The sequence below is a fragment of the Hydrogenophaga sp. genome (genome assembly GCF_026125785.1).
Classification (GTDB): domain Bacteria; phylum Pseudomonadota; class Gammaproteobacteria; order Burkholderiales; family Burkholderiaceae_C; genus Hydrogenophaga.
In genome coordinates, this window is sequence record NZ_JAHCKL010000027.1 from 34,343 (window position 1) to 55,221 (window position 20,879).

General features: G+C 62.1%; 11 protein-coding genes and 2 pseudogenes. 3 read left to right on the forward strand and 10 right to left on the reverse strand.

The features are described from left to right. Positions 1-109: 109 nt before the first annotated feature. Entirely contained in the window at positions 110-2,335 is a 2,226-nt protein-coding gene (gene cphA, locus KIT53_RS18505; RefSeq protein ID WP_297755812.1) for a cyanophycin synthetase, read from the forward strand. A 42-nt stretch (positions 2,336-2,377) separates the two neighbouring features. Further along, positions 2,378-4,984 (forward strand): cyanophycin synthetase, encoded by a 2,607-nt coding sequence (cphA, locus tag KIT53_RS18510; protein WP_297755813.1) that lies wholly within the window; start codon positions 2,378-2,380, stop codon positions 4,982-4,984. Here cphA (KIT53_RS18510) and KIT53_RS18515 read toward each other — a convergent pair. From KIT53_RS18515 to KIT53_RS18545, 7 genes and pseudogenes are all read right to left on the reverse strand, one after another. After that, positions 4,973-5,974, reverse strand: a complete 1,002-nt coding sequence (locus KIT53_RS18515) for an endonuclease/exonuclease/phosphatase family protein (protein ID WP_297755832.1) — start codon at positions 5,972-5,974, stop codon at positions 4,973-4,975. The two genes, cphA (KIT53_RS18510) and KIT53_RS18515, sit on opposite strands and share 12 nt — an antisense overlap. Before the next feature lie 124 nt (positions 5,975-6,098). Continuing rightward, positions 6,099-7,847 carry a DEAD/DEAH box helicase gene (locus KIT53_RS18520; RefSeq protein ID WP_297755815.1) on the reverse strand — a complete coding sequence of 583 codons (1,749 nt, stop codon included), beginning with the start codon at positions 7,845-7,847 and terminating at the stop codon, positions 6,099-6,101. A gap of 269 nt (positions 7,848-8,116) precedes the next feature. Then, the gene (locus KIT53_RS18525) at positions 8,117-9,586 is read right to left on the reverse strand and encodes a TolC family protein (protein WP_297755816.1); all 1,470 of its coding nucleotides are present in this window, start codon (positions 9,584-9,586) and stop codon (positions 8,117-8,119) included. Then, positions 9,576-10,919, reverse strand: a complete 1,344-nt coding sequence (locus KIT53_RS18530; RefSeq protein ID WP_297755818.1) for an HlyD family type I secretion periplasmic adaptor subunit — start codon at positions 10,917-10,919, stop codon at positions 9,576-9,578. Before KIT53_RS18530 ends, KIT53_RS18525 begins: the two co-directional genes overlap by 11 nt. Further along, positions 10,916-12,874, reverse strand: a pseudogene (locus KIT53_RS18535) (type I secretion system permease/ATPase); the annotation flags it as partial. The pseudogene KIT53_RS18535 and the gene KIT53_RS18530, both read right to left, overlap by 4 nt. 523 nt (positions 12,875-13,397) lie before the next feature. Then, positions 13,398-16,622 (reverse strand): annotated as a pseudogene (locus KIT53_RS18540) (DUF2235 domain-containing protein); the annotation flags it as partial. Between the two features lie 14 nt (positions 16,623-16,636). Next, positions 16,637-17,653 (reverse strand): hypothetical protein, encoded by a 1,017-nt coding sequence (locus KIT53_RS18545; protein ID WP_297755820.1) that lies wholly within the window; start codon positions 17,651-17,653, stop codon positions 16,637-16,639. 512 nt (positions 17,654-18,165) lie between these two features. On the opposite strand from KIT53_RS18545, the gene KIT53_RS18550 reads away from it, so the two are divergent. Next, a complete protein-coding gene (locus tag KIT53_RS18550) occupies positions 18,166-18,570 on the forward strand; it encodes a hypothetical protein (RefSeq protein ID WP_297755821.1) in 405 nt (134 codons plus the stop codon). 268 nt (positions 18,571-18,838) lie between these two features. Here KIT53_RS18550 and KIT53_RS18555 read toward each other — a convergent pair whose 3' ends face one another. The 3 genes from KIT53_RS18555 to KIT53_RS18565 all read right to left on the reverse strand — a co-directional run bounded on the left by KIT53_RS18555 (position 18,839) and on the right by KIT53_RS18565 (position 20,711). After that, entirely contained in the window at positions 18,839-19,210 is a 372-nt protein-coding gene (locus KIT53_RS18555; RefSeq protein WP_297755823.1) for a hypothetical protein, read from the reverse strand. 305 nt (positions 19,211-19,515) lie between these two features. After that, positions 19,516-20,028, reverse strand: coding sequence for a hypothetical protein (locus tag KIT53_RS18560; protein ID WP_297755824.1), 513 nt, complete (start codon positions 20,026-20,028; stop codon positions 19,516-19,518). Between the two features lie 140 nt (positions 20,029-20,168). Next, positions 20,169-20,711: a hypothetical protein gene (locus KIT53_RS18565; RefSeq protein ID WP_297755825.1), complete on the reverse strand. Its 543-nt coding sequence runs from the start codon at positions 20,709-20,711 to the stop codon at positions 20,169-20,171. Between the last annotated feature and the right edge of the window lie 168 nt (positions 20,712-20,879).

The following is a 20,879-nucleotide window of genomic DNA, read 5'->3' on the forward strand; positions in this document are numbered from 1 at the left end:
CTCGCATTTTCACCGATGTCGGGCCCACGATCGCTGAAGGCATCGAACTCACCGTGACTATCCGACCGGCCTTTGTGGCGGTCTCCGTAACAGGCGTCCCGCTGGAGACATGAGCTCTCAACACGACATCACGCTGCTGCGCGTCAATTACCTGCGCGGCCCCAACATCTGGACTTACCGTCCCGTCCTCGAGGTCTGGCTGGACCTCGGCGACCTCGAGAACTTTCCCTCGAACAAGCTGCCCGGGCTGACGGACCGTCTGCTGCAGTGGCTGCCCGCGCTCGAAGAGCACCACTGCGGCGTCGGCGCACGGGGCGGCTTCATCGAACGCCTGCGCGAAGGCACCTGGGCCGGCCACATCCTGGAGCACGTCGTCATCGAGCTGCTCAACCTCGCCGGCATGCCCACCGCCTTTGGCCAGACCCGGGAGACCACCCGCAGCGGCGTCTACCGCATGGTGTTCCGCGCCCGCGACGAGGCGGTGGCACGCGCCGCGCTGGCCGAGGCGCATGCCCTGCTGCTGGCAGCCATCCGGTTCCGCGAAGGCGACGTGGCCTTCGACGTGGGCGCCGCCGTGGCGCGCATCACCGAGCAGATCGACCGCAGCTACCTGGGGCCGAGCACCGCCTCCATTGTCTCGGCCGCGACAGACCGGGGCATTCCGCACCTGAGGCTGAACGGCGGCAATCTGGTGCAACTCGGCCATGGCCGACGCCAGCACCGCATCTGGACGGCCGAGACGGACCGCACCAGCGCCATTGCCGGCAACATCGCCAGCGACAAGGACCTCACCAAGACTTTGCTCAAGGCCTGTGGCGTGCCCGTGCCCGAAGGGCGTGTCGTGGCCGATCCGGAAGATGCCTGGGAAGCGGCTCAGGACATCGGTCTGCCGGTGGCGGTCAAGCCCTCCGACGCGAACCATGCGCGCGGCGTCAGTCTGGACCTGAGCCAGCGCGAAGACATTGAAAAGGCCTTTGCCGTGGCGGATGCCGAGGGCAGCGAGGTCATCGTCGAGCGCTTCATCCCGGGGGACGAACATCGCCTTCTGGTGGTGGGCAACCGGGTGGTGGCCGCGGCCCGTGGCGAGAGCCTCTCGGTGGTGGGTGACGGCCACGCAACCGTGGCGCAGCTCATCGACGTCCAGCTCAACAGCGACCCACGACGCGGGGATGCAGAGGAGTTTCCGCTGGAGACCATCCGCCTGGAACGCGAGCCCGTCATGCGCCTGCTGCTGGAACGGCAGGGCATGAGCGGAGAGTCGGTGCCGGCGGCCGGCCGGCGCGTGCTCATCCAGCGCAGTGGCAACGTCGCAATCGACTGCACCGACGAGGTGCACCCCGAGGTGGCTCACGCCGTGACGCTGGCGGCCCGCGTGGTGGGCCTGGACATCGCGGGTGTGGATCTGGTGGCGCGCGACATCGGCCAACCGTTGGAAGCCCAGGGTGGTGCCATCGTGGAGGTCAATGCCGGCCCCGGCCTGCTCATGCACCTCAAGCCGGCCACCGGACTCTCGCGCCCGGTTGGCCGGGCCATCGTGGACCACCTGTTCGACGAAAACGGCCAGGGCCGCGTGCCCATCGTGGGCGTGGCGGGTTCGCGCCATGGCAACGCCATCGCGCGCCTCCTGGGCTGGCTGCTGCACCTCAGCGGGCGCCAGGTGGGCCTGGCCTGCCGTGACGGCCTGTTCCTGGGCAACCGCCACGTCGACTCGCGGCCGTGCGCCAACTGGGAGGCCGGTCAGCGCCTGCTGATGAACCGCGAGGTCGATGCCATCGTGGTGGAGAGCGGGGCCGAGGCCATCCTGGAAGACGGACTGCCCTATGACCGCTGCGCGGTGGGCATCGTGACCGACCTGGACGGCGTAGACGGCCTCAAGCACCACGATGTGCACGACGTGGACCACCTCTACCGCGTGCTGCGCACGCAGGTCGACGTGGTGCTGCCCGATGGCGTGGCCGTGCTCAACGCCGACGACGAAGGCGTGGTGCAGATGGCCGCGCTGTGCGATGGCGACGTGATTCTCTACGGCATGGACGGCCAGTCCGAGCCTTTGAAGCAGCACCTTGCAGCCGGCCACCGCACGGTGTCGCTGGGCGAAGCGGGCACCCTGGTGCTGGCCGAGGGCTCGCGCAAGACGCACCGGGTGCGCCTGGACGCACCGATCGCCCAACGGCTGACCCAGGTCCTGGGCCCGCACACGTTGATGGCGGTGGCCGCCGCTGCCTGGGCGCTGGCGGTTTCGCCCGAGTTGATCGCTGCCGGTCTGGAAACGAGCGGCCTGGACCTGGGCGCAGCGTCCGCCGACACCGCCACTTCTTCCGCGACGGCCGCCTGAGGCGGGCCCGCAACGAACCGAATACCTATCACCCACGCCGTCATGGACGTTTCCCGTATCCGACCCCTGCGGGGGCCCAACCTGTGGAGCCGCCACACCTGTATCGAGGCCGTCGTGACCTGCGAGCCGCAGGAGCGCGACCTGCGGCAGATGCCCGGCTTCGAGCGCCGCCTGCGCGAACTTTTCCCCGCCGTCGGCCCGCTGCAGACGGGCAACCCGCAGGAGCCGCTGTCCATGGCGCACGTCCTCAAGGACGCGGTCCTCGCGCTGCAGGCACAGGCCGGTTGTCCGGTCACCTTCAGCCGGCTTGCCCGCACGCCCGAAACCGGGGTTTCCCAGGTGGTGGTGCAGTACAGCGAAGAGGTCGTGGGACGCCTGGCCTTTGACCTAGCGCGCGAGCTGCTCGAAGCCGCCGGTGCCGCCGAACCGAAAGCCTTCGATGTCGATGAGGCCATCGCGCGGCTGCGCTCGCTCGACGAAGAAGTGCGGCTGGGTCCGAGCACCGGCTGCATCGTCGATGCCGCCGTGGCGCGCAACATTCCCTACCGCCGCCTCACCGCCGGCAGCCTGGTGCAACTGGGCTGGGGCTCCAGGCAGCGGCGCATCTGGGCCGCGGAGATCGACAGCACCAGCGCCGTGTCCGAGTCCATCGCACAGGACAAGGACCTGACCAAGGCGTTGCTTTCGGCGGCTGGCGTGCCGGTGCCCGAAGGCCGCCCGGTGCGCGACATCGAGGACGCCTGGGCGGCCGCGCAGGAAATTGGCCTGCCGGTGGTCGTCAAGCCGCAGGACGGCAACCAGGGCAAGGGCGTGACGGTCAACATCGTCTCGCGCAAGCACCTGGAACTGGGCTACCGGGCCGCGGCCGAGTACGGCGACGTGATGGTGGAGAAGTACCTGCCCGGCAGCGACTTCCGGCTGCTGGTGGTCGGCGACCGCGTGGTGGCTGCCTCGCGCCGCGATCCGCCGCACGTGATCGGCGATGGCGAGCACACCGTGCGTGAACTGGTCGACGCGGTCAATGCCGATCCGCGGCGCGGCGACGGCCATGCCACGTCGCTCACCAAGATCCGTTTCGACGACATCGCCCTGGCGCGCCTGAGCGTGCAGGGACTCTCACCCGAGTCGGTGCCCGAAATGGGGCGACGCGTCGTGCTGCGCAACAACGCCAACCTGAGCACCGGTGGCACCGCCACCGATGTCACCGACGACCTGCACCCGGACGTCGCCGCGCGCGCCGTTGCGGCGGCGCAGACCGTGGGCCTGCACATCTGCGGCGTGGACGTGGTGTGCGAGAGCGTGCATGTGCCGCTGGAAAAGCAGCACGGCGGCGTGGTCGAGGTCAACGCAGCGCCGGGCCTGCGCATGCACCTGTCGCCGTCGTACGGCAAGAGCCGCGCGGTGGGCGAGGCGGTGGTGTCGCACATGTTCGAGCCCGAGGACGACGGCCGCATTCCCGTGGTTGCCGTGACGGGTACCAACGGCAAGACCACCACCACCCGTCTCATTGCGCACCTCATGGCCACCAGCGGCATGTGCGTGGGCATGACCAACACCGACGGCGTGTACGTCGACGGTCGGCAGATCGACAGTGGGGATTGTTCCGGTCCGCGCAGCGCGCGCAATGTGCTCATGCACCCGGACGTGGAGGCCGCCGTGCTGGAGACCGCGCGCGGCGGCATGCTGCGTGAAGGCCTGGGCTTCGACCAATGCCAGGTGGCTGTGGTCACCAACGTCGGCGCGGGCGACCACCTGGGGCTGAACTACATCACCACGGTGGAAGACCTGGCGGTCCTCAAACGCGTGATCGTGATGAACGTGGCCCCCACCGGCCATGCGGTGCTCAATGCGGCCGACCCCATCGTCGCGGCGATGGCACCCAAATGCCCTGGTGGCGTGGTGTTCTTCGCACAGGACCACGACCATCCTGTGCTGGCCGCACACCGTGTGCAAGGCAAGCGCACCATCTGCATCGATGGCGACCGCATCCTGGTTACCGAGGGCAGCTGGCGTGTACAGATCCCGCTGCAAGGCGTGCCCATCACGCGCGGCGGCACCATCGGCTTCCAGAAGGACAACGTGATGGCCGCCATCGGCGCCGCCTGGTGCGCGGGTCTGGACTGGGACACGATTGCGCGTGGACTGGCCACGTTCTCCAACGATGCGGACAACGCCCCTGGCCGCTTCAACGTGATGGACTACCGGGGCGCCACCGTGATCGCCGACTACGGCCACAACCCCGATGCCATGCGCGCTCTGGTGGACGCGGTCACGGCCATGCCGGCGCGCCGACGCATGGTGGTCATCAGTGGGGCCGGCGACCGCCGCGACGAGGACATCCGGGAGCAGACGGCGATCCTGGGGGCTGCGTTCGACGAAGTGCTGCTGTTCCAGGATGCCTGCCAGCGCGGACGCGAGGACGGCGAGGTGCTGGCGCTGCTGCGCCAAGGCCTGGAGGGGGCCAGCCGCACGCGCGAGGTGGCCGAGATCCGTGGCGAGTTCGTCGCCATCGACACCGCGCTGCAGCGCCTGCAGCCTGGAGACCTCTGCCTGATCCTGGTCGATCAGGTGGAAGAGGCTTTGGCACACCTGGCCCAGCGCATCCGCGAGGCGGACGGCAAGGGCACCCCTCCCGCTTCAGCGGCCTGAGGCCGGTAAGTCGGGCAGGCGCAGGCGCAGCAGCGCGCGCACGAAGCCGTGGTCGCTGCGGCTGCGGTCACGGCCCTCGTGCAGGTGGTCATTGAACACCTCCACGCGCCGGACGTCACCGATGGCGCGCCGGCTGGTTGCCACGAACTCCTCGCTGACCAATACCTGGTCCAGCACCTCCGGGTAGCCCTGGTGGATGTGGGAGTAGGCCACGTCGCGCCGCAGCGCGGCCTCGCCTTGCACGTCCCAGGCACTGAACAGCGCATGATCGAGCGCACCCTTGTCGTACGCGGTCTGTGAGGTCGCGGCAATGAGCTGTGTGGTGACGCTGTGGGGGCCGTCATTGAGATCGCCCATGAGGATCAGCGGCAGCCGCGTGCGGTGCAGCAGTTCCACCACTTTTAGCCGCAGCGCCATCGCCTCGCTGGCACGCATGATGAGCGAGCGCAGGCTGCCCAAGGCCTGTACCGCCGGGTCGGCGGTGTCCTCGATGGTGGCGCCGCTGGCGTCCTCCAGGAACTTGGGCCGCTTGCTCTTGAGGTGCGCGGTGACCACGCACACCGGTTGACCGTGCTTCAGCCGCAGGGTAGCCAGCAGCGGAGGGCGCTCGAATTTCGCGTGCGCGCCCAGGCCAGGCACCTGCACCACGGCCGCCGCCGGAAAATCCGTCAGCGACTGCACCGACTCCACCTTGAGCCGCGTGACGATGCCCACGCGCGGCGTTCCCTGGGCGCCATGCTGGCCCGCGCCGTTCTCCGCCCCCGGTACGCTGACGGTGCCGTACTGCAGACCGCTGCGCGAGACCGCCGCCCGCAGCGCCAGCTCGTCCCAGACCTCCTGCACCGCGACCACATCGGCGTTGAGCGTGCGCAAGCGCTCGCCCAGCCAGTCCACCTTGCGCTCGAACTCGCTCTGGCTGTAGGGCGCCTGTCCTTCATAGAAATGGCGACCGGCTTGGGCCAGGTTGAGCACATTGCAGGTCGCCACCATCAGCGTGGCATAACGTGGCAACGCCCCGTTGCCGGGCAGGGCGGACGGGGCGTCGTTCGGGGCGGTACGGTCAGCGGTCATGACCGTACTGTATTGGGTATCGCCGCGTCAGCGCGGCACGGGGTCAGCCGATGCGGCCATAGCTGGTGCGCAGCGGATCGGCCTGACCGCCGCCACCACCACCACTACCACCGCCACCACCTCCACGCTTGCCCTTGCCGCCTCGGCGGCCGGTGCGCATGGCATCGATGCTGGTGCGCAACGGGTCCGGCTGGCCACCGGGGTTGGCCGTGCGCGGACGCGGCTCGCGGATGCGCAGGCTGCCCAGGTGGGCGTTGGGGCCAGGCTGGCGCTCGGCACCGAACTCGCGGTCTTCACGCGGGCCGCGCTCCTGGCGCGGCTGACCTTGCTGGCCGCCATTGCGCTGACGCTGCTGCTGGCCATTGGGGTTGCCACGCTGGCCACCACGGCGGCCTTCACCGCCCCGCGAGCCTTCGGTGTGCTGGCCGCCGCCGTCACCCGAGTGGGCAGAGCGCTGCTGGCGCTGCGGCTGGCCGCCACCTTGCCCGCGGCCCTGACCCTCGGTGGTCTTTTTCTCGCGGATGCGCTGCATCATCTCCTGGCGGGCGGCCTTGGCCGCAGCGGCCATGACCTCGCGGCTGGGAGGCTTGCCCGCACCGCCCCAGATGGTCTGACGGCCCATGGCGATGGGCTCCGCCTTTTCGCCGGGTTCGGGCATGAACTCGGGGAAGATCTGCACCGGGATCTGCTGCTTGGTGAAGCGCTCGATCTCCATCATGAAACCTTCTTCGTCCAGGCTCACGAGGTTGACCGCCTCGCCGCTGTTGCCGGCGCGGCCGGTGCGGCCGATGCGGTGCACATAGTCTTCGCAGACGTTGGGAATCTCGTAGTTCACCACGTGCGGCAGCTCGTCGATGTCGATGCCGCGCGCCGCGATGTCGGTGGCCACCAGCGCGCGGATCTCGCCGCTCTTGAAGCCGGCCAGCGCCTGCGTGCGCGCGCCCTGGCTCTTGTTGCCGTGCAGCGCCATCGCGCTGATGCCGTTCTTGGTGAGGTACTCGGCCACGTTGTTGGCGCCGAACTTGGTCCGGGTGAACACCAGCACCTGGCTCCAGTTGTGCTGGTTGATGATGTGCACCAGCAGCGCCTTCTTCTTGCCCCGGCCCACCGGGTGGATCACCTGGGTGATGCGTTGCACCGTGCTGTTGCGCGGCGTCACCTGGATGTGCAGCGGGTCCTTGAGCAGGTTGCTGGCCAGGTCGCGGATCTCGTCGCTGAAAGTGGCGGAGAACAGCAGGCTCTGCTTGTTCTGGGGCAGCAGCGCCAGCACCTTCTTCACGTCGTGGATGAAGCCCATGTCCAGCATGCGGTCGGCTTCGTCGAGCACCAGCACCTGCACGGTGGACAGGTCCAGGAAACCCTGCTGCTGCAGGTCCAGCAGGCGTCCGGGCGTGGCCACGAGGATGTCCACGCCGCGCTTCATGGCATTGATCTGGGGGTTCATGCCGACACCGCCGAACACCACGGTGGACGTGAGCGAAAGGTGCTTGCCATAGACACGCACCGACTCTTCCACCTGGGCCGCGAGCTCGCGTGTGGGGGTGAGCACCAGGGCCCGGATACCCACGCCGCCAAAGCGGCTGCTGGCGCGTTCGCCACTGGCCAGGCGGTCCAGCATGGGTAGGGTGAAGGCAGCGGTCTTGCCGGTACCGGTCTGGGCGCCGCCGAGCAGGTCGCGCCCGGCCAGAACGGCGGGGATGGCCTCGACCTGGATGGGGGTGGGTGTTTCATAGCCGTGCTCGCGCACGGCTTGCACGATGGCCGGGGCCAGTTTCAGTTCTTCAAAGGTCATGTTGCGAAGAGGCGCCTTTCCGAGGCGCTGGGGTCATCGGTCCTTCGGAGGCGCTGCCAGGGTTGCGGCAACGACGCCCGGTCAGTCACGGGCCGATGAGGATTCAGGAAAGTGGTGCCTGCAAGCGGTTGCGCGCACCCCAGCGAAGCGCTGGTGCCAAGCCAACTGAAGTGCCCGGCAGCCCGTATTGTCGCATGAGTTCCCCATGGCGGTCCGAGGGGGCTTCGTGGCCTGGTCTTGTTCACGCGTCAGGGCGATCCAGCGCACGGTCAACGGTCCTTCAGACCCGCCACGCCCGCATGGGCCAGCAAACGCAGCCGTGCGGACTTCCACTCGGATGCGGTGCGCACCCATTCCTGCTGGGCGTCTGCCAGGGAGGCCTGGGCCTGGAGCATCTCCGAGACATCGGATACGCCCGCTTCAAACTTGCGCTTCACGCTGGAAAGCGCTTCCTGAGCGGCCTCCAGCAGAGCCTTGGCGTACCCCAGTTTTCTCAGGGCGACACCGGCTTGCACATGCGCCTTGGCGATCTCACTGAGCACCTGCGCTTCCATCCGCGCGGCCTCGGCTTCTTGGATGCTGACCTGTGCGCGTGCCGCCTGCATCTTGTACGTTCGGGAAAACCCTTCGAACAAGGGGATGTTCAACGTGATGCCGGTCACGGATTCTCTTGAGCGGGCACTCGGCAAACCCTGGTTGGGGCGTCCATTGATGTAGTGACCCTGCGTGAACTCCAGGGTAGGCAGTCCTTCGGACTGAACGACACGAAGCCGGTCTCTGGCGGCCTCCGCTTCCAGGCGGGCGGCTCGCAGAGAAGGATGCTGCTGCATCGCCAGGGACAGCCATTCCGACAGACCCTGTTGCAGCTCGGCGTTTGAAGCAATTGAATCATCCGATTCATCTTCGAGTTCCCAACCCCGGGCTGACCATTGGGAGGCAGGTAGCGAGATGATCGCTTGCAGGGCAAGCATCGCAGTCTCATGTTGGCCTTCGGCACCGACCCTGTCCAGTTCTGCTTTGGCCAGTGCGACCCGGGCCTGAAGTGTCTGGGACTGTGAGCCGATGCCTTTGGATTCCAGTCGTTTCGATATATCCAGAGTCTGTCTGGCCAGCCCTTCGCTGGTTCGTCTGAACGCATGACTGGCGCCCGCGGTCTGTGCCTCGAAGTAGGCGGCGGTGACCGCCGAGAAGATGCGTTGCAGTTCGGCATCGTGCGTGGCCATGGCTGCGCCCAGCAGCGATTGCGCCATGCTCTGGCTGGCGTTGCGGCCACCTCCATCCAGCAGGCGCCAGGTGAGTGTGGCGAACTGTGATGTGTTTCTCCGGTCTGATCGCAAGGTGAACTGTGACTCCGGTTGCTGTGTGATCTGGCGTTGGGAACTGGCGCCGATGTTCAGGGAGGGCAGGTAGGCGGCGCGGGCTTCTCCGAGTTGAGCCGCCTGCCGCGTGATGGACGCCGCAGCGATCCGGATCTGTGGCTGCTGACACAAGGCCAGCTGAATCGCCTGGGTCAGTGTCAGCTTGGCAACGGGCGGCGGGTCGGTGCATTCATAGGGAGCCGCGTCTCCCGGGAGCATCTGGGCGCCATTCAACAGTGGCGGCATGGCAAGCAAGGGGTCCTGAAAGGGGGTGATCACCCGTTCCGTCCAGGTCTGTGCCTGCGCCGCGCCCAACAAGGCCAGCCCAACCGCTGCGAAGAAACCCCATCGCACCGCGCGGACCAGGTGTTCAGCGCTCATGCAGGGCCTCCCTGGTGTGACGCATCACGGGAGAGAGAACGTACTCGATCACCCTGCGCTTGCCGGTCTTGATGTCCACTTGCACCGACAGTCCGGCAGACAAGGGCATCGACTTGCCCTCGATGGCGATCGTGCTCTGATCCAGGACGACCCTGGCGGTGTAGACGGGGCCCCGCGTCTCGTCCTGTACAGCATCTTGCGAGACATGCCGGACCGTTGAAGCGATCGTTCCGTACTTCGTGTAGTCGAAGGCTTCGACCTTGACGGCGGCAGCTTGTCCCTCGCTGACGAAGCCGATGTCTTTGTTGTCGACAAGTGCCTCGACTTCCACGGCGTTGTCCAGTGGAACGATCTGCATCAGCGGCTGCGCGGCTGGCACCACGCCTCCCACGGTGTGCACCGTGAGCTGCTGCACGGTGCCGTCCACGGGGGCCGTGAGCTTCAGAAGGCGGCTGTGTGCCTGGGCGCGCCGCTGGTCCTGTCGCGCAGCGGCAATGATGTGATTGCCCTCCGTCATCGCATCCAGGGCGTCCTTGCGAGTCTGGGCGATCAGTGCGGCGCGCTGGTTCCTGGCATCCAGGAGCCTGCCAGCGGTGTCGAGACGACTCTGTTCGGCTTCCAGCCAGGCGTGATGAGACACCGTGTTGCCTTCCAGCAGGGATTTCAGATCATCCGCCCGCCGTGTGGCCAGTGGCATGGCCTCGCTGTACCGGGCGATCTCACCCTCCAGCCGTTCCAGCCTGGCCCTGAAATCCTCGAAGTGGGCCCGCAACTGCAAGGCGGCCGCTTGCCTGGCCTCGGTGGAAAGCTCCGGTACCGGCGGCAGGGTGGGTGGGCGCATCTGTTCGACAGCGTGCACCATCGCTTGCGAGCGGGCCACCTGCAGCCTGGCCTGTGTCACGGCTTCCGCTGCCTTGTCGTTCTCGGCGTCGCTGGCGCTGGAGTCCAGTTCGATCAGGACGTCGCCCGCCTTCACACGCTGCCCCTCCGTCACGTGCAGCGCCCGCACGCTGGCAACGTCCACCGAGCCAATCGTCTTGGTTCGAGACGAAGGAATGATCCGGCCAGTGGCGCTCACGATGATGTCCACCTTTCCAAGGATGGCCCAGAGCAGCGCGACAAGCACCAAGGCCATGAGGATGCGCCCGGACCAACGCAGACCTGCCGACGCAGGCGCCTCTTGCAGCGCGAGCCTGGCCGGCAGGAACTCGGCCTCGTCCTGGTTGAAGAACCCGGTCTTCAGGGTGTGCCGTTGCCCCCAGAAGTAGGAGAAGCGGGCGACGTACTTCATGACCAGCTCCATCCAGGCACGAAAGCGTGGAAACAGGTTCATGTCGCCATGCCCTCGGCCAACCGGTGGTTCTTGCCTTCCCCGCTCTGGAGCCGATTCAGGTGGCTGTAGATGCCATGGGCGTTCTTCAGCAGTTCGGCATGGTGGCCATCCTCCACGATCTGCCCTTTTTCCATGACGACGATGCGGTCGGCGTCTCGCACCGCGCTCAGGCGGTGGGCGATGATCAGCACGGTGCGCCCTGCCGCGATGCGGCTCATGTTGTCCTGGATGATGCGTTCGGACTCGTAGTCCAGCGCGCTGGTGGCCTCGTCGAGAATCAGAATGCGCGGGTTCGACACCAGTGCGCGTGCAATGGCGATGCGCTGTCGCTGTCCACCAGAAAGGCCGGTTCCGTTTTCGCCTATCCAGGTGTCGTAACCCTGAGGCAGTTCGCAGATGAAGTCGTGGGCACCAGCCAGTTGGGCCACGGCCATGATCGATTCCAGTGGCAGCGACGGATCGCTCAAAGCAATGTTGTCTCGCACCGAGCAGGAAAACAGAGTGCTTTCCTGGAGAACCACCCCGATCTGCTGCCTGAGTGAAGCGGTGTCCGTTACCGCGATGTCATGTCCGTCGATGCAGATCCGCCCACGGCTGGGAACGTGCAACCGTTGAACCAGCTTGGTCAACGTGCTCTTGCCGGAGCCGGAGCGCCCCACGATGCCAATGACTTCGCCCGGACGAACCTTCAAGGAAACCGATCGGATGACATCTTGCGCATCGGGCTGGTAGCGAAACGACACCTGATCGAACTCGATCGCTCCAGCCACCCTCGGCATGCGGCTCCTGCTGGACGCAGATTCCGTGTGCGTATTCAGGATGTCGCCCAGCCGGCTCATGGAGATGCCCACTTGCTGGAAGTCGTTCCACAACTGGGCCATGCGAAGAATGGGGGACGAGACCTGCGCCGCCAGCATGTTGAAGGCGACCAGTTCCCCCACCGTCAACTGGTTGTCGATGACCAGCAGCGCGCCGAGCCACATGATGCACACCGTGACCAGCTTGCTCACCAGCGTCACGCTTGCGCTGGCCACCAGCGAAATATGGGTGGTTGAGAGGCTCGCGGCCACATAGGCCGCGAGTTGCTGGTCCCACTTGCGCTGCCAACGGGGTTCCAGGGCCATGGACTTGATGGTGTCCATTCCGCCCAGACTCTCCACCAGGAACGATTGGTTCTCGGCGCCCTTGTTGAACTTCTCGTTGAGCCTGTTGCGCAGGATGGGGGTGAAAACCAGCGACAGCACCAGGTAGACCGGAATCGAACCCAGCACGATCCACGTCAAGGTCACGCTGTACCAGAACATGACGGCCAGAAACAGTCCGGAGAACACCAGGTCCAGGACCAGCGTCATGGCGTTGCTGGTGAGAAAGTTCCTGATGTTCTCCAACTCCCGGATGCGCGCCACCGAATCACCGGCCCGCCTTGCCTGAAAGTAGCTGATGGGCAGGCTCAGCAGGTGCCCGAACAGGCGGGCGCCCAACTCGACGTCGATCTTGCTGCTGGTGCCGGCGAACACCGCGGTGCGAATGCCTGAGAGCAAGGCTTCGAATACGGTCGCCGCGACGAGACCGATGGCGACCACATTCAGCGTGGTCATCGCCTGGTTCACCAGCACCTTGTCCATCACGACCTGGAAGAACATCGGCGTGACGAGGCCCAGTATTTGCAAGACAAGGGAAATCAGAAGCACCTCGCCAAGGGCCTTGCGGTACTTGACGATGGCGGGAATGAACCAGGTGAAATCGAACTTCGTCAGTTCAGCGGCGAAACTCGCCTGGCTGGTGAAGTAGATCAGCTCGCCCGACCAGTGGACCTGCAGGCTGGCCAGGTCCTTGATGGCGGGTGGCTGGCCTGGCAGTTGCACCAGCGCCCGCAACTGGGGTGCGCTCGCGTCCACCTTGCCGAGCAGAAAGAAACCGCCATCGCGACCCACCGCGATGGCCGGCACCCCAGAGCTTGCCGGCGTTCACGCCGATGATCACGCCCCGGCCTCCCTTGATCAGGTTGGCGATGGCTTGCTCGTTGTAGCCCAGAAGCACATCGTTGCGAATGCCGTAGCTGTTGAGCAGAGCCTGCTGCCCCATGTAGTTGGAGCCGCCGCGCTGGTACGCCGTTTTCGTGGGGTCGGTCACGCACCACTGGTTGTCGATGGCCTTCTGCACCACCTGCGCTTCAGACACCGCCTGGTTCGCCTGGGTGCTGAGGTTGGCAATCGCCGTCAGGGCGCAGGTGCCCTGGTAGCCCGCCACCGCATCGCCCTGCATGTAGTCGAGTTCGAACGCCTTGGGGTACCCGTACACCAGAATGTCCACGCCATCCGCCAGGCCCTTCTCCGCCTTGGAAAAGTCCAGCAAGGTCAGGTTCTCGACCTGGGCACCCAGGGCATAGCTGATGCTCGCCTTGACCGTGTCGATGCCCTCCGAGGCCAGCTCCACCACCTGGTCAGCCACGTTGTCCACGTAGTAGATGTCGTTGCCGGCGCCGCCCAGCATGGTGTCCGCGCCGGTGACGCCGTCCAGGATGTTGTCCTGGCTGTTGCCCAGTATGCGGTTGTTCAGGCTGTTGCCCGTGCCGTGGATGTTGAAGCCTTCGACCAGGCGGAGTTCCTCGATGTTGGCGTTCAGGATGTAGTTGGCGCTGCTGATGACGGTGTCGTAACCTTCATTGCGCTGTTCGAGGATCACGTCGTTGACGCTGTTGACCACGTAGGTGTCGTCGCCCTTGCCGCCTTCCATGCTGTCGGCGCCGGCCCCGCCGTCGAGGTAGTCGTTGCCCAGCCCGCCGAGCAAGGTGTCCCGTCCGGCCCCGCCGTAGAGGAAGTCGTTGTCGGTTTCGCCCGCGCTCAGGCTTTGCTTGGTCTCGTTGGCCGCGGTGAACCCGACGATGATGTCGTCTCCGTCGCCACCGTAGAGGAGGTCGTTGCCCACGCCGCCAAAGAGCCGGTCGTTGCCGCTCTCGCCGTACAGGGCGTCATTGCCTGCACCGCCTTGCAGTTCGTCGTTGCCGGTTCCCCCCCACGCCTGGTCGTCGCCCAGGCCCCCGACGATCAGGTCGTTGCCCGCGCCACCCCACAGCGTGTCGTTGTCCGTCTCTCCCGCCAGGAGCGACTGCTTGGCCTCGTTGGTTGCCGTGAAGCCCACCAGGATGTCGTCGCCGTCCCCACCCCAGATCTGGTCATCGCCCACCTGGCCAAAGAGCTTGTCCGCCCCCGCCCCGCCATCGATAGCGTCGTTGCCGGCGCCACCCGAGACCTCATCGTTGCCGGCCGCGCCCAACAGCGTGTCCATGCCATCACCCCCACTGAGCAGGTCGTCGTCGGCGCCTCCATCGAGGTAGTCGTCGCCCAGGCCGCCGTACATCTGGTCCGCCCCCGCCCCGCCCAGCAAGACGTCGTTGTCGGTCTCCCCGGCCAGCAGCGTCTGCTTGGTGTCGTTGCTGGCGGTGAACCCCATCAGGATGTCGTTGCCATCGCCGCCCACCAGCGTGTCGTTGCCCACCTGGCCGAAGAGCTTGTCCTGGCCTGCTCCGCCATCGAGCTGGTCGCTGCCCGCGCCGCCCTGCAGCTCGTCGTTGCCCAGGCCTCCGACCAGGATGTCGTTGTCGTCCATGCCGAACAGCAGGTCGTCACCCGCACCTCCGTCCAGCGTGTCCGCGCCGGCATCGCCCGACAGCACGTCATTGCCTTCTTCGCCAAAGAGCTTGTCCGCGCCGGCGTACCCGTACAGCGTGTCGTTGCCCGTGCCGCCCCACAGGTTGTCGTTGCGGGTGCTGCCGCCCATGACATCGTTGCCCCCGCCGGCATAGAAGTTTTGCACCAGCGCCAGGTTGAAGTACTTGCCGTTGTAGGCTTGGTAGTAGTTGATGTCGAAGTTGTCGTTGCCCTCGGTACCCACCATGTTCAGGGTATTGCTCGAAATCTTGATCTGCGAGGCGCTCCAGTCGATCCAGAGCCCCGGGGCCACGGTGAAGCGGTTGTCCGTGGCGCGAAGCACGGCGTAGTTGCTGGCCAGGGCGGCGGGGGAGGCAGGTGCCACCCGGTTCGCCACAGGCGCCAGCAGGTTGTTCTGTGCCGTGGTTCGGGAAACGGCGTTGCCTGCGGTGTAGGTGGCGTAGTCGCCGGCGCGCAGTTGCACGAGGCCGGCCGCCGCCAGCGCCGCGCTCAGCGTGGTCAGCTCATTGGTGGCGGGCGTGCCGCCCTGGTTGAGCACACCGTCTTCGTTCAGGTCGCCCCAGGCGTTGAGCCCATTCAACTCGTTGCCGCTGAGCCGCCCATCGTTGTTGGCGTCCAGCGCCGCCAATTGCGCGGCCGTCAGGCCCACGCCCGCGCTGTTGACCACGCGAAAGGTCTTGCCCGCGATCGACGCCGCAGTGTCCAGGCTGTTGTTCCTGCTCTCGTAGAAGGCCCCGATCGGGTTGCTCCAGCCCGCGCCACCAGCGGGTGCCTGCAAGCCATACCCGCCACCCGGCAACAGGCCCGAACCGCCGTTCATGAGCTCGCGGGTCGTCTCCGCCGTGAACGCCTGCCACTGCGCACTGCCCAGCGTGCCTTGGGCGTACATGTCCCTCAACTGCCGCTCGGCCTCCAGCCGCTGCCACTGGCTGGCCAGGTCGTAGCTCACGCTGCCAATGTTCAGGGTGGTGCGGTCCAGGACGTTGTCGCCGTTCGTGTCGCTGCGCAGTTCCTGTACGCCGCTAGCGAGGTCTTTCCACTGGTCTGCCACTTTGGTCTGCCTCGGACCTGTGTCGACCATCCAACGGGTGAGCGGCCGACCATTTTCATCTTCCAATATGTCACCGTTGGCGGCAAGCCGGTAAATTTCAGTGTAAAGGAGTGCGGGTTGACTGGTGTCAAAGCGCTTGTTTGCGGGGACATCCTCAATGGCGAAGCCGCTTTTCTGAAAATAGGCGGTAAGTCCCTCCAATGCATTGGCCGCGGTACCATGCTCATCGTAGCCACCTCCAATGCCGCAATGGTTGCCCCGCAGCCAAACCTCGGTTACCCGGCTGTCGGCGTCGTAGTCCAATACCCGGAAATCGGAGCGGTTTTCATCCAGTGCGCTGAGCTGCAGAACGTTCCGGACGTTTCCTGGAATACCCGAGTTTTGCGTCATGAAACGGTTGACGGGATCGATGATGGCAAGTGCATCCACTGCAACGCTTCCGGGAGGTGCCCAGACCTTACCCGTATCGTCCTGAATGCCACGCTCGTCCAACAGTTGTGCGAAACGAATAGCGGTAGGAGAGCCTCGGCTGAAACCCACTGCCGCGACGCCAATGTCGGCTGCGGTGGCGTCAGGATGGTTCTTCAAATAATGTATTGCTTCTGAAGCGAATTCTTGGTATGCCAAGTTGGCGGCGAATTCTGCAGGCGTTGTGGGTGCTACCCCTGCTTCAACCAAGTAACCCATCTTCTCGCCTGTGCCAATACCTTGATAATATTTGGCTTTTAGTATCTCGGCGCTAGCATGACTTGCTGCCTCTGCTTGATCAAAAAGATTGGCAACATTGGTTTGGAAGGAGCTTTTAGGTAGATTGTCCTTATCGTTGTTTGTGCCATCGAAGGCCACAAAGTACTGAAATCCTCGTTCTGCAATAGGTACCTTGCTGCCGGCATCTGCCATTTGTTGCTGTTTTGCTGCTTCGGCTTGCAGCTGTTGGATTGTTAATGAACCGATAACTGCCGTACCATTGCTTGCTCCCATGATTTATGCTTCCTTTAGTCAAATGGGTGAGGTGTTGGGTAGATTTCGTAGGTGACATAGAGCTCTGAGCGATAGGTTCTTAAGATGGGTGGTTCTCCCCAGTATTTCTTGGGTTTGTCGGTAACCAGATAGACATACAAATTCTTTCCTTCAATAACAAAAGTCAAGGTCTGCAGGCTCATGTTCTTGGGTAAGCGCCCACGCAAATCGACCCGATGCTCGACCATTTCTCCCGTATCTTTCAATAGCCAACGCACATAAAGAAATTCGCCAACTGGCATGGACGCATTGATGCTGGTGTTTGAGGGTAGTCTGAGGGCACCAGGCATTGCCTTTCTATGAACCATGCTGAATTGACCGCCATAGTCGTATTCCTGCAGCTCAATGTTGCTGTTAGGGCCGGAAAACCAGCGGTCGTTGTAACCATCGAATGCAAATCGGTGATAGACCAGTTGAGGGTTGCTGGCACACGCCTGCAGCGCCAATAAGAAAGTCAATAGGCTCAGTCTGAGGAGGCGCCAAATGCAGGTCATGAGAGCTCCGGAATTCATGGATGCCCTTGCCCGCGCTGTCATGCGGTGGGGTGGGTCATGGGGCCGATTGAGCGAGCCAGCGTGTGCCGGTGCGAGGAAGGCACAGGCTCGGACCCAGCCTGCTTGCCGGTGCGGTTGTTTTTGCCGTCGACTGCTTCTCCGGATGGCCCGTTCGTCCGTCTGGAAACCCGAGAGGCCAGCGGTTTTGATGGCCTTTGCCGCGAAGATGGTGGGTGGATGCCCATGTTTTGCCCCCTGTGTGCGGTACACATGCCGCATGTTTGTCGTGGTGTGTTTATAAATCCAAAGTACTAATATCTGTCTTGTATAAGACAAAAATGGCCTCTTGAAGTTACTTTTATGCTGCTCAAGGCTGCGGTAGACGCCTGAGTCCTGTCGCCGTTCAGGGCGCTCCTTCTGTTCCAGGGGCGCCGAGGCTGTGGTTTTGGGCTTGCCTTGTGTGGGGCGTCTGCGTTTTGGAGGGGCGCTGTGCGACATGCCGCTGCTCCAGCAGTTCGTGGGGCTGGACGTAGGCACGAACTGACTGCCTGGCGAGAGCGCCATCCCGCGCTTTCGTCACTTGCTCGAAGTCGACGGGTTGAGTATTCGCATCCTCGCGGCGCTCAACAGCACGCTTAGCGGCCAAGAGCCTGATGTTCAAGCAGGGCACGGTGGTGGATACCGCCTTGATAGCTGTACCCAGCTCGCTCAGGAAGCAGGACGTGCAATGGGACCCCTGGATGCATCAGAACAAAAACTCATTGCAGTTGCACATGCTGTTCGCGCTCTCCAATCTGTGGATGTCGCGCCAAGCGCTGTTTCAAATGCGATGCCTGCGAGGAGTGCTTCTTTCGGAGGCCCGCCTTGTAGGATACCTATGGTGTAAAGATTGCTTACTTTGTCTTTGACGAAGCCATGCACACCACCTGGAACGGTGAATGTGATATCCATTATTTTGTGTTGTAGATGGCGTTTATGTTGCCTATTTTTGATGCTTATTAAATAATCTGTTGACCTTTCTATTCGCAACTATTAGGCTGCAAATTGCGCCAACTGGTGCGCATGCGGCACCAATCAATATGGCTGGCAAAAATCCGAATAATCCAGCGTTAGTTACTATTAGGAGTTCGACCTTTTCTGAGAGTTGCCGCGTGGGGCTGAAGCTTATTTCTGAGTACAAGGATATTGAAAATATAAGTGCTGCAATGCTTAAGGATAGGGATTTCAATAGAGATGAATTTTCATCCATCTCTATAAGATACTCTGGATGGTTTATCAACCATCTGGCATATATTAGGGCAATGAATATGCTGTTCAGGAACCATAGTTCGATGCAGATTCGCTTTGAGATGGGCTCCTCTGCTAGCCAAAAAAAGATTATGTTTCAGATGGATGGAGGGTTGTGTATGTATTGATTTGCGGCGTGCCAAATTAATTCGCCTATTTTTTGAGGGAGCAAAAAGGTAAAGATTGCCGGCCAAATGGCCAGTGTGATGACGGAAATTCCTTTTGCATTGAGCTTAATGTTCATGCTGCCAATCTTCAGATATTTTCATCAGTGCGTCAGGAGAATCGGCGCTAGGGAGCGTTTGCACAACACCCGCAGCATCGGATGTTGTGTAGATGTTCCTAAATTAACCGATAGCTGCCGTGCCATTGCTTGCTCCCGTGATTTAGCCTTATTTAGTCAAATGGGTGAGGTTTTGGATAGATTTCGTAGGTGATATTTGGCTCTGAGCGATAGGTTTTTAAGATGGGTGGCTCTCCCCAGTATTTCTTGGGTTTGTCGGTGACGAGATAGACATACAAATTCTTTCCTTCAATAACAAAAGTCAAAGTCTGCAGGCTCATGTTCTTGGGTAAGCGCCCCCGCAAATCGACCCGATGCTCGATCATCTCTCCCGTATCTTTTAGGCGCCAGCGAACATAAAGAAATTCACCCACCGGCATTGGTGCTGAAATGTGGGTGGCTGGTGGAAGAAAGGCTTTATCCGCCTTTACTTTGGCCCTGACCATGTGGTATTGGTCACCATAGCTGTACTCTTGGAGTTGCACGTTGCTGTCCGGTCCTGAGTACCAGCCATCTTTTCGACCGTCAAATGAGAAGTTGTGGTAGACCAGTTGGGGATTGTTTGTGCAGGCCTGTAGTACCAATAGGCAGGTCAATAGGCACAGCCTGAGGAGGCGCCAGATGCAGGTCGTGGGAGCTTCGGAAGAGTGTTGTTGCATTACTTGGTTTGAGCAAAGATATCTTGTCGGCATCGGGATAAAGGCCCGATAGTTGACTCGTACAGATGCTCAACTACTCGTGTGGGTGGCTATGCTGTGGCGTGCGTCTTTTGTGGATTTTTGAGCTCGCTCTATTTATTTTTTGAGATGATTCGGTTGAAAAAATAGATGGCTATAAAGATGATGGTTGATATGCTAAAAGCTTCTCTGCGTGATTCATTTATCCATCGCCTATGTAATTCGTGATCGCTAATTTCGTAGAATGTATTGGAATTCGATCGGATCCTTTTGACTAAAATATTGGGTCCGAAAGCAAGTGGGGTAAAAACTCTTTCAACCTCTACTCTTTCATCGTCAAGGGCGGCCTTCAGTCCGCAATCATTTCTGGGTGTTCCAATAACTCCCCAGTAGCTGGTTGGGCCGCATACGATTTGCGAACTTCCTACCCAACTTGCACTGTACCGTCCACCTGCTTCACAGCATTTGTAGATGCCGGAAATCATGGGAAGCCGTTCAAATGGCTTTTCTTCGGGAGGCTTGATGTGCTCAACCCATCCCAGTAAGCCAATTAGCACGACAACAAATGTGGCAATGCTGCGGAAAAACGAGTTGCGATCCCACCATTGAATTTTTGTGTAGTCCAAGATGATTCCTTTAAGTTGAGGATTTATCACTTTTTTTGATGACATTCGCGCTTTTAATTGCTGATCTATATGTGTTTTCAGAGGCCGTAAATAGGGTGTCCATTATTTTTGTAGTTTCAATCTCTGTATTGCGATCCATCTCAAGTTATTTTTGTGGGTTTGATGATTCGCTGTCCTGCGGCTAAGAGGTAACTGAAGGCTATGATGGAAGAGCAGGATGCGCCAATAAATAGTGATGGAGTGAGTATGGTTAATCCCAAATCATTGAATATCAAAAACCTCAGCTTCTCGGTCAACTCACGGCGTGGGTCGAATGTTATTGGAGAGTAAAAGGTTAGGCTTATTACGAGGCCGGTGAAGCCTAGAAGAAGGAGTTTTTTAAAGGTCATGCCATTGTCGATTTTATTTAAATCATCTGCATTATTCTTCATCCATTTTATGTAAATCAATGCAATGAAAATACTGTTTAAGAACCAGAGTTCAATGTAGATTCGCCTCCAGGCGGAAGAGTCTTTGAGCCAGTAGGAGGTTATGTTTCTGACTGACGGCGGGCGATATATGTACTGATCTATGGCATGCCAAAAGAATTCTCTGGTTGCATTCGGGAGAATCAACGTCAGAATGGCCGGCCAAAGAACCCATGCAAGGGTGACAAACTTTGGTAATCCCAGTTCGGTTTTCATGTTGCGGTGTTTCCTCAATACGGAGGCGTTATCTGCGCGCCATCCAGTTGCCAATTCTTGGTTGTTGTTTCATGGATGTCCTTGCCCGCGCTGTCATGCGGTGGGGTGGGCCATGGGGCCGATTGAGCGAGCCAGCGTGTGCCGGTGCGAGGAAGGCACAGGCTCGGG

Coding starts and splice junctions, on each gene's coding strand:
- KIT53_RS18545 (WP_297755820.1), bottom strand. CDS start 17,653: ATGTCGCACAGCGCCCCTCCAAAACGCAGACGCCCCACACAAGGCAAG.
- cphA (WP_297755812.1), top strand. CDS start 110: ATGAGCTCTCAACACGACATCACGCTGCTGCGCGTCAATTACCTGCGC.
- KIT53_RS18515 (WP_297755832.1), bottom strand. CDS start 5,974: ATGGTGGCGACCTGCAATGTGCTCAACCTGGCCCAAGCCGGTCGCCAT.
- KIT53_RS18525 (WP_297755816.1), bottom strand. CDS start 9,586: ATGAGCGCTGAACACCTGGTCCGCGCGGTGCGATGGGGTTTCTTCGCA.
- KIT53_RS18565 (WP_297755825.1), bottom strand. CDS start 20,711: ATGAAAACCGAACTGGGATTACCAAAGTTTGTCACCCTTGCATGGGTT.
- KIT53_RS18520 (WP_297755815.1), bottom strand. CDS start 7,847: ATGACCTTTGAAGAACTGAAACTGGCCCCGGCCATCGTGCAAGCCGTG.
- KIT53_RS18530 (WP_297755818.1), bottom strand. CDS start 10,919: ATGAACCTGTTTCCACGCTTTCGTGCCTGGATGGAGCTGGTCATGAAG.
- cphA (WP_297755813.1), top strand. CDS start 2,378: ATGGACGTTTCCCGTATCCGACCCCTGCGGGGGCCCAACCTGTGGAGC.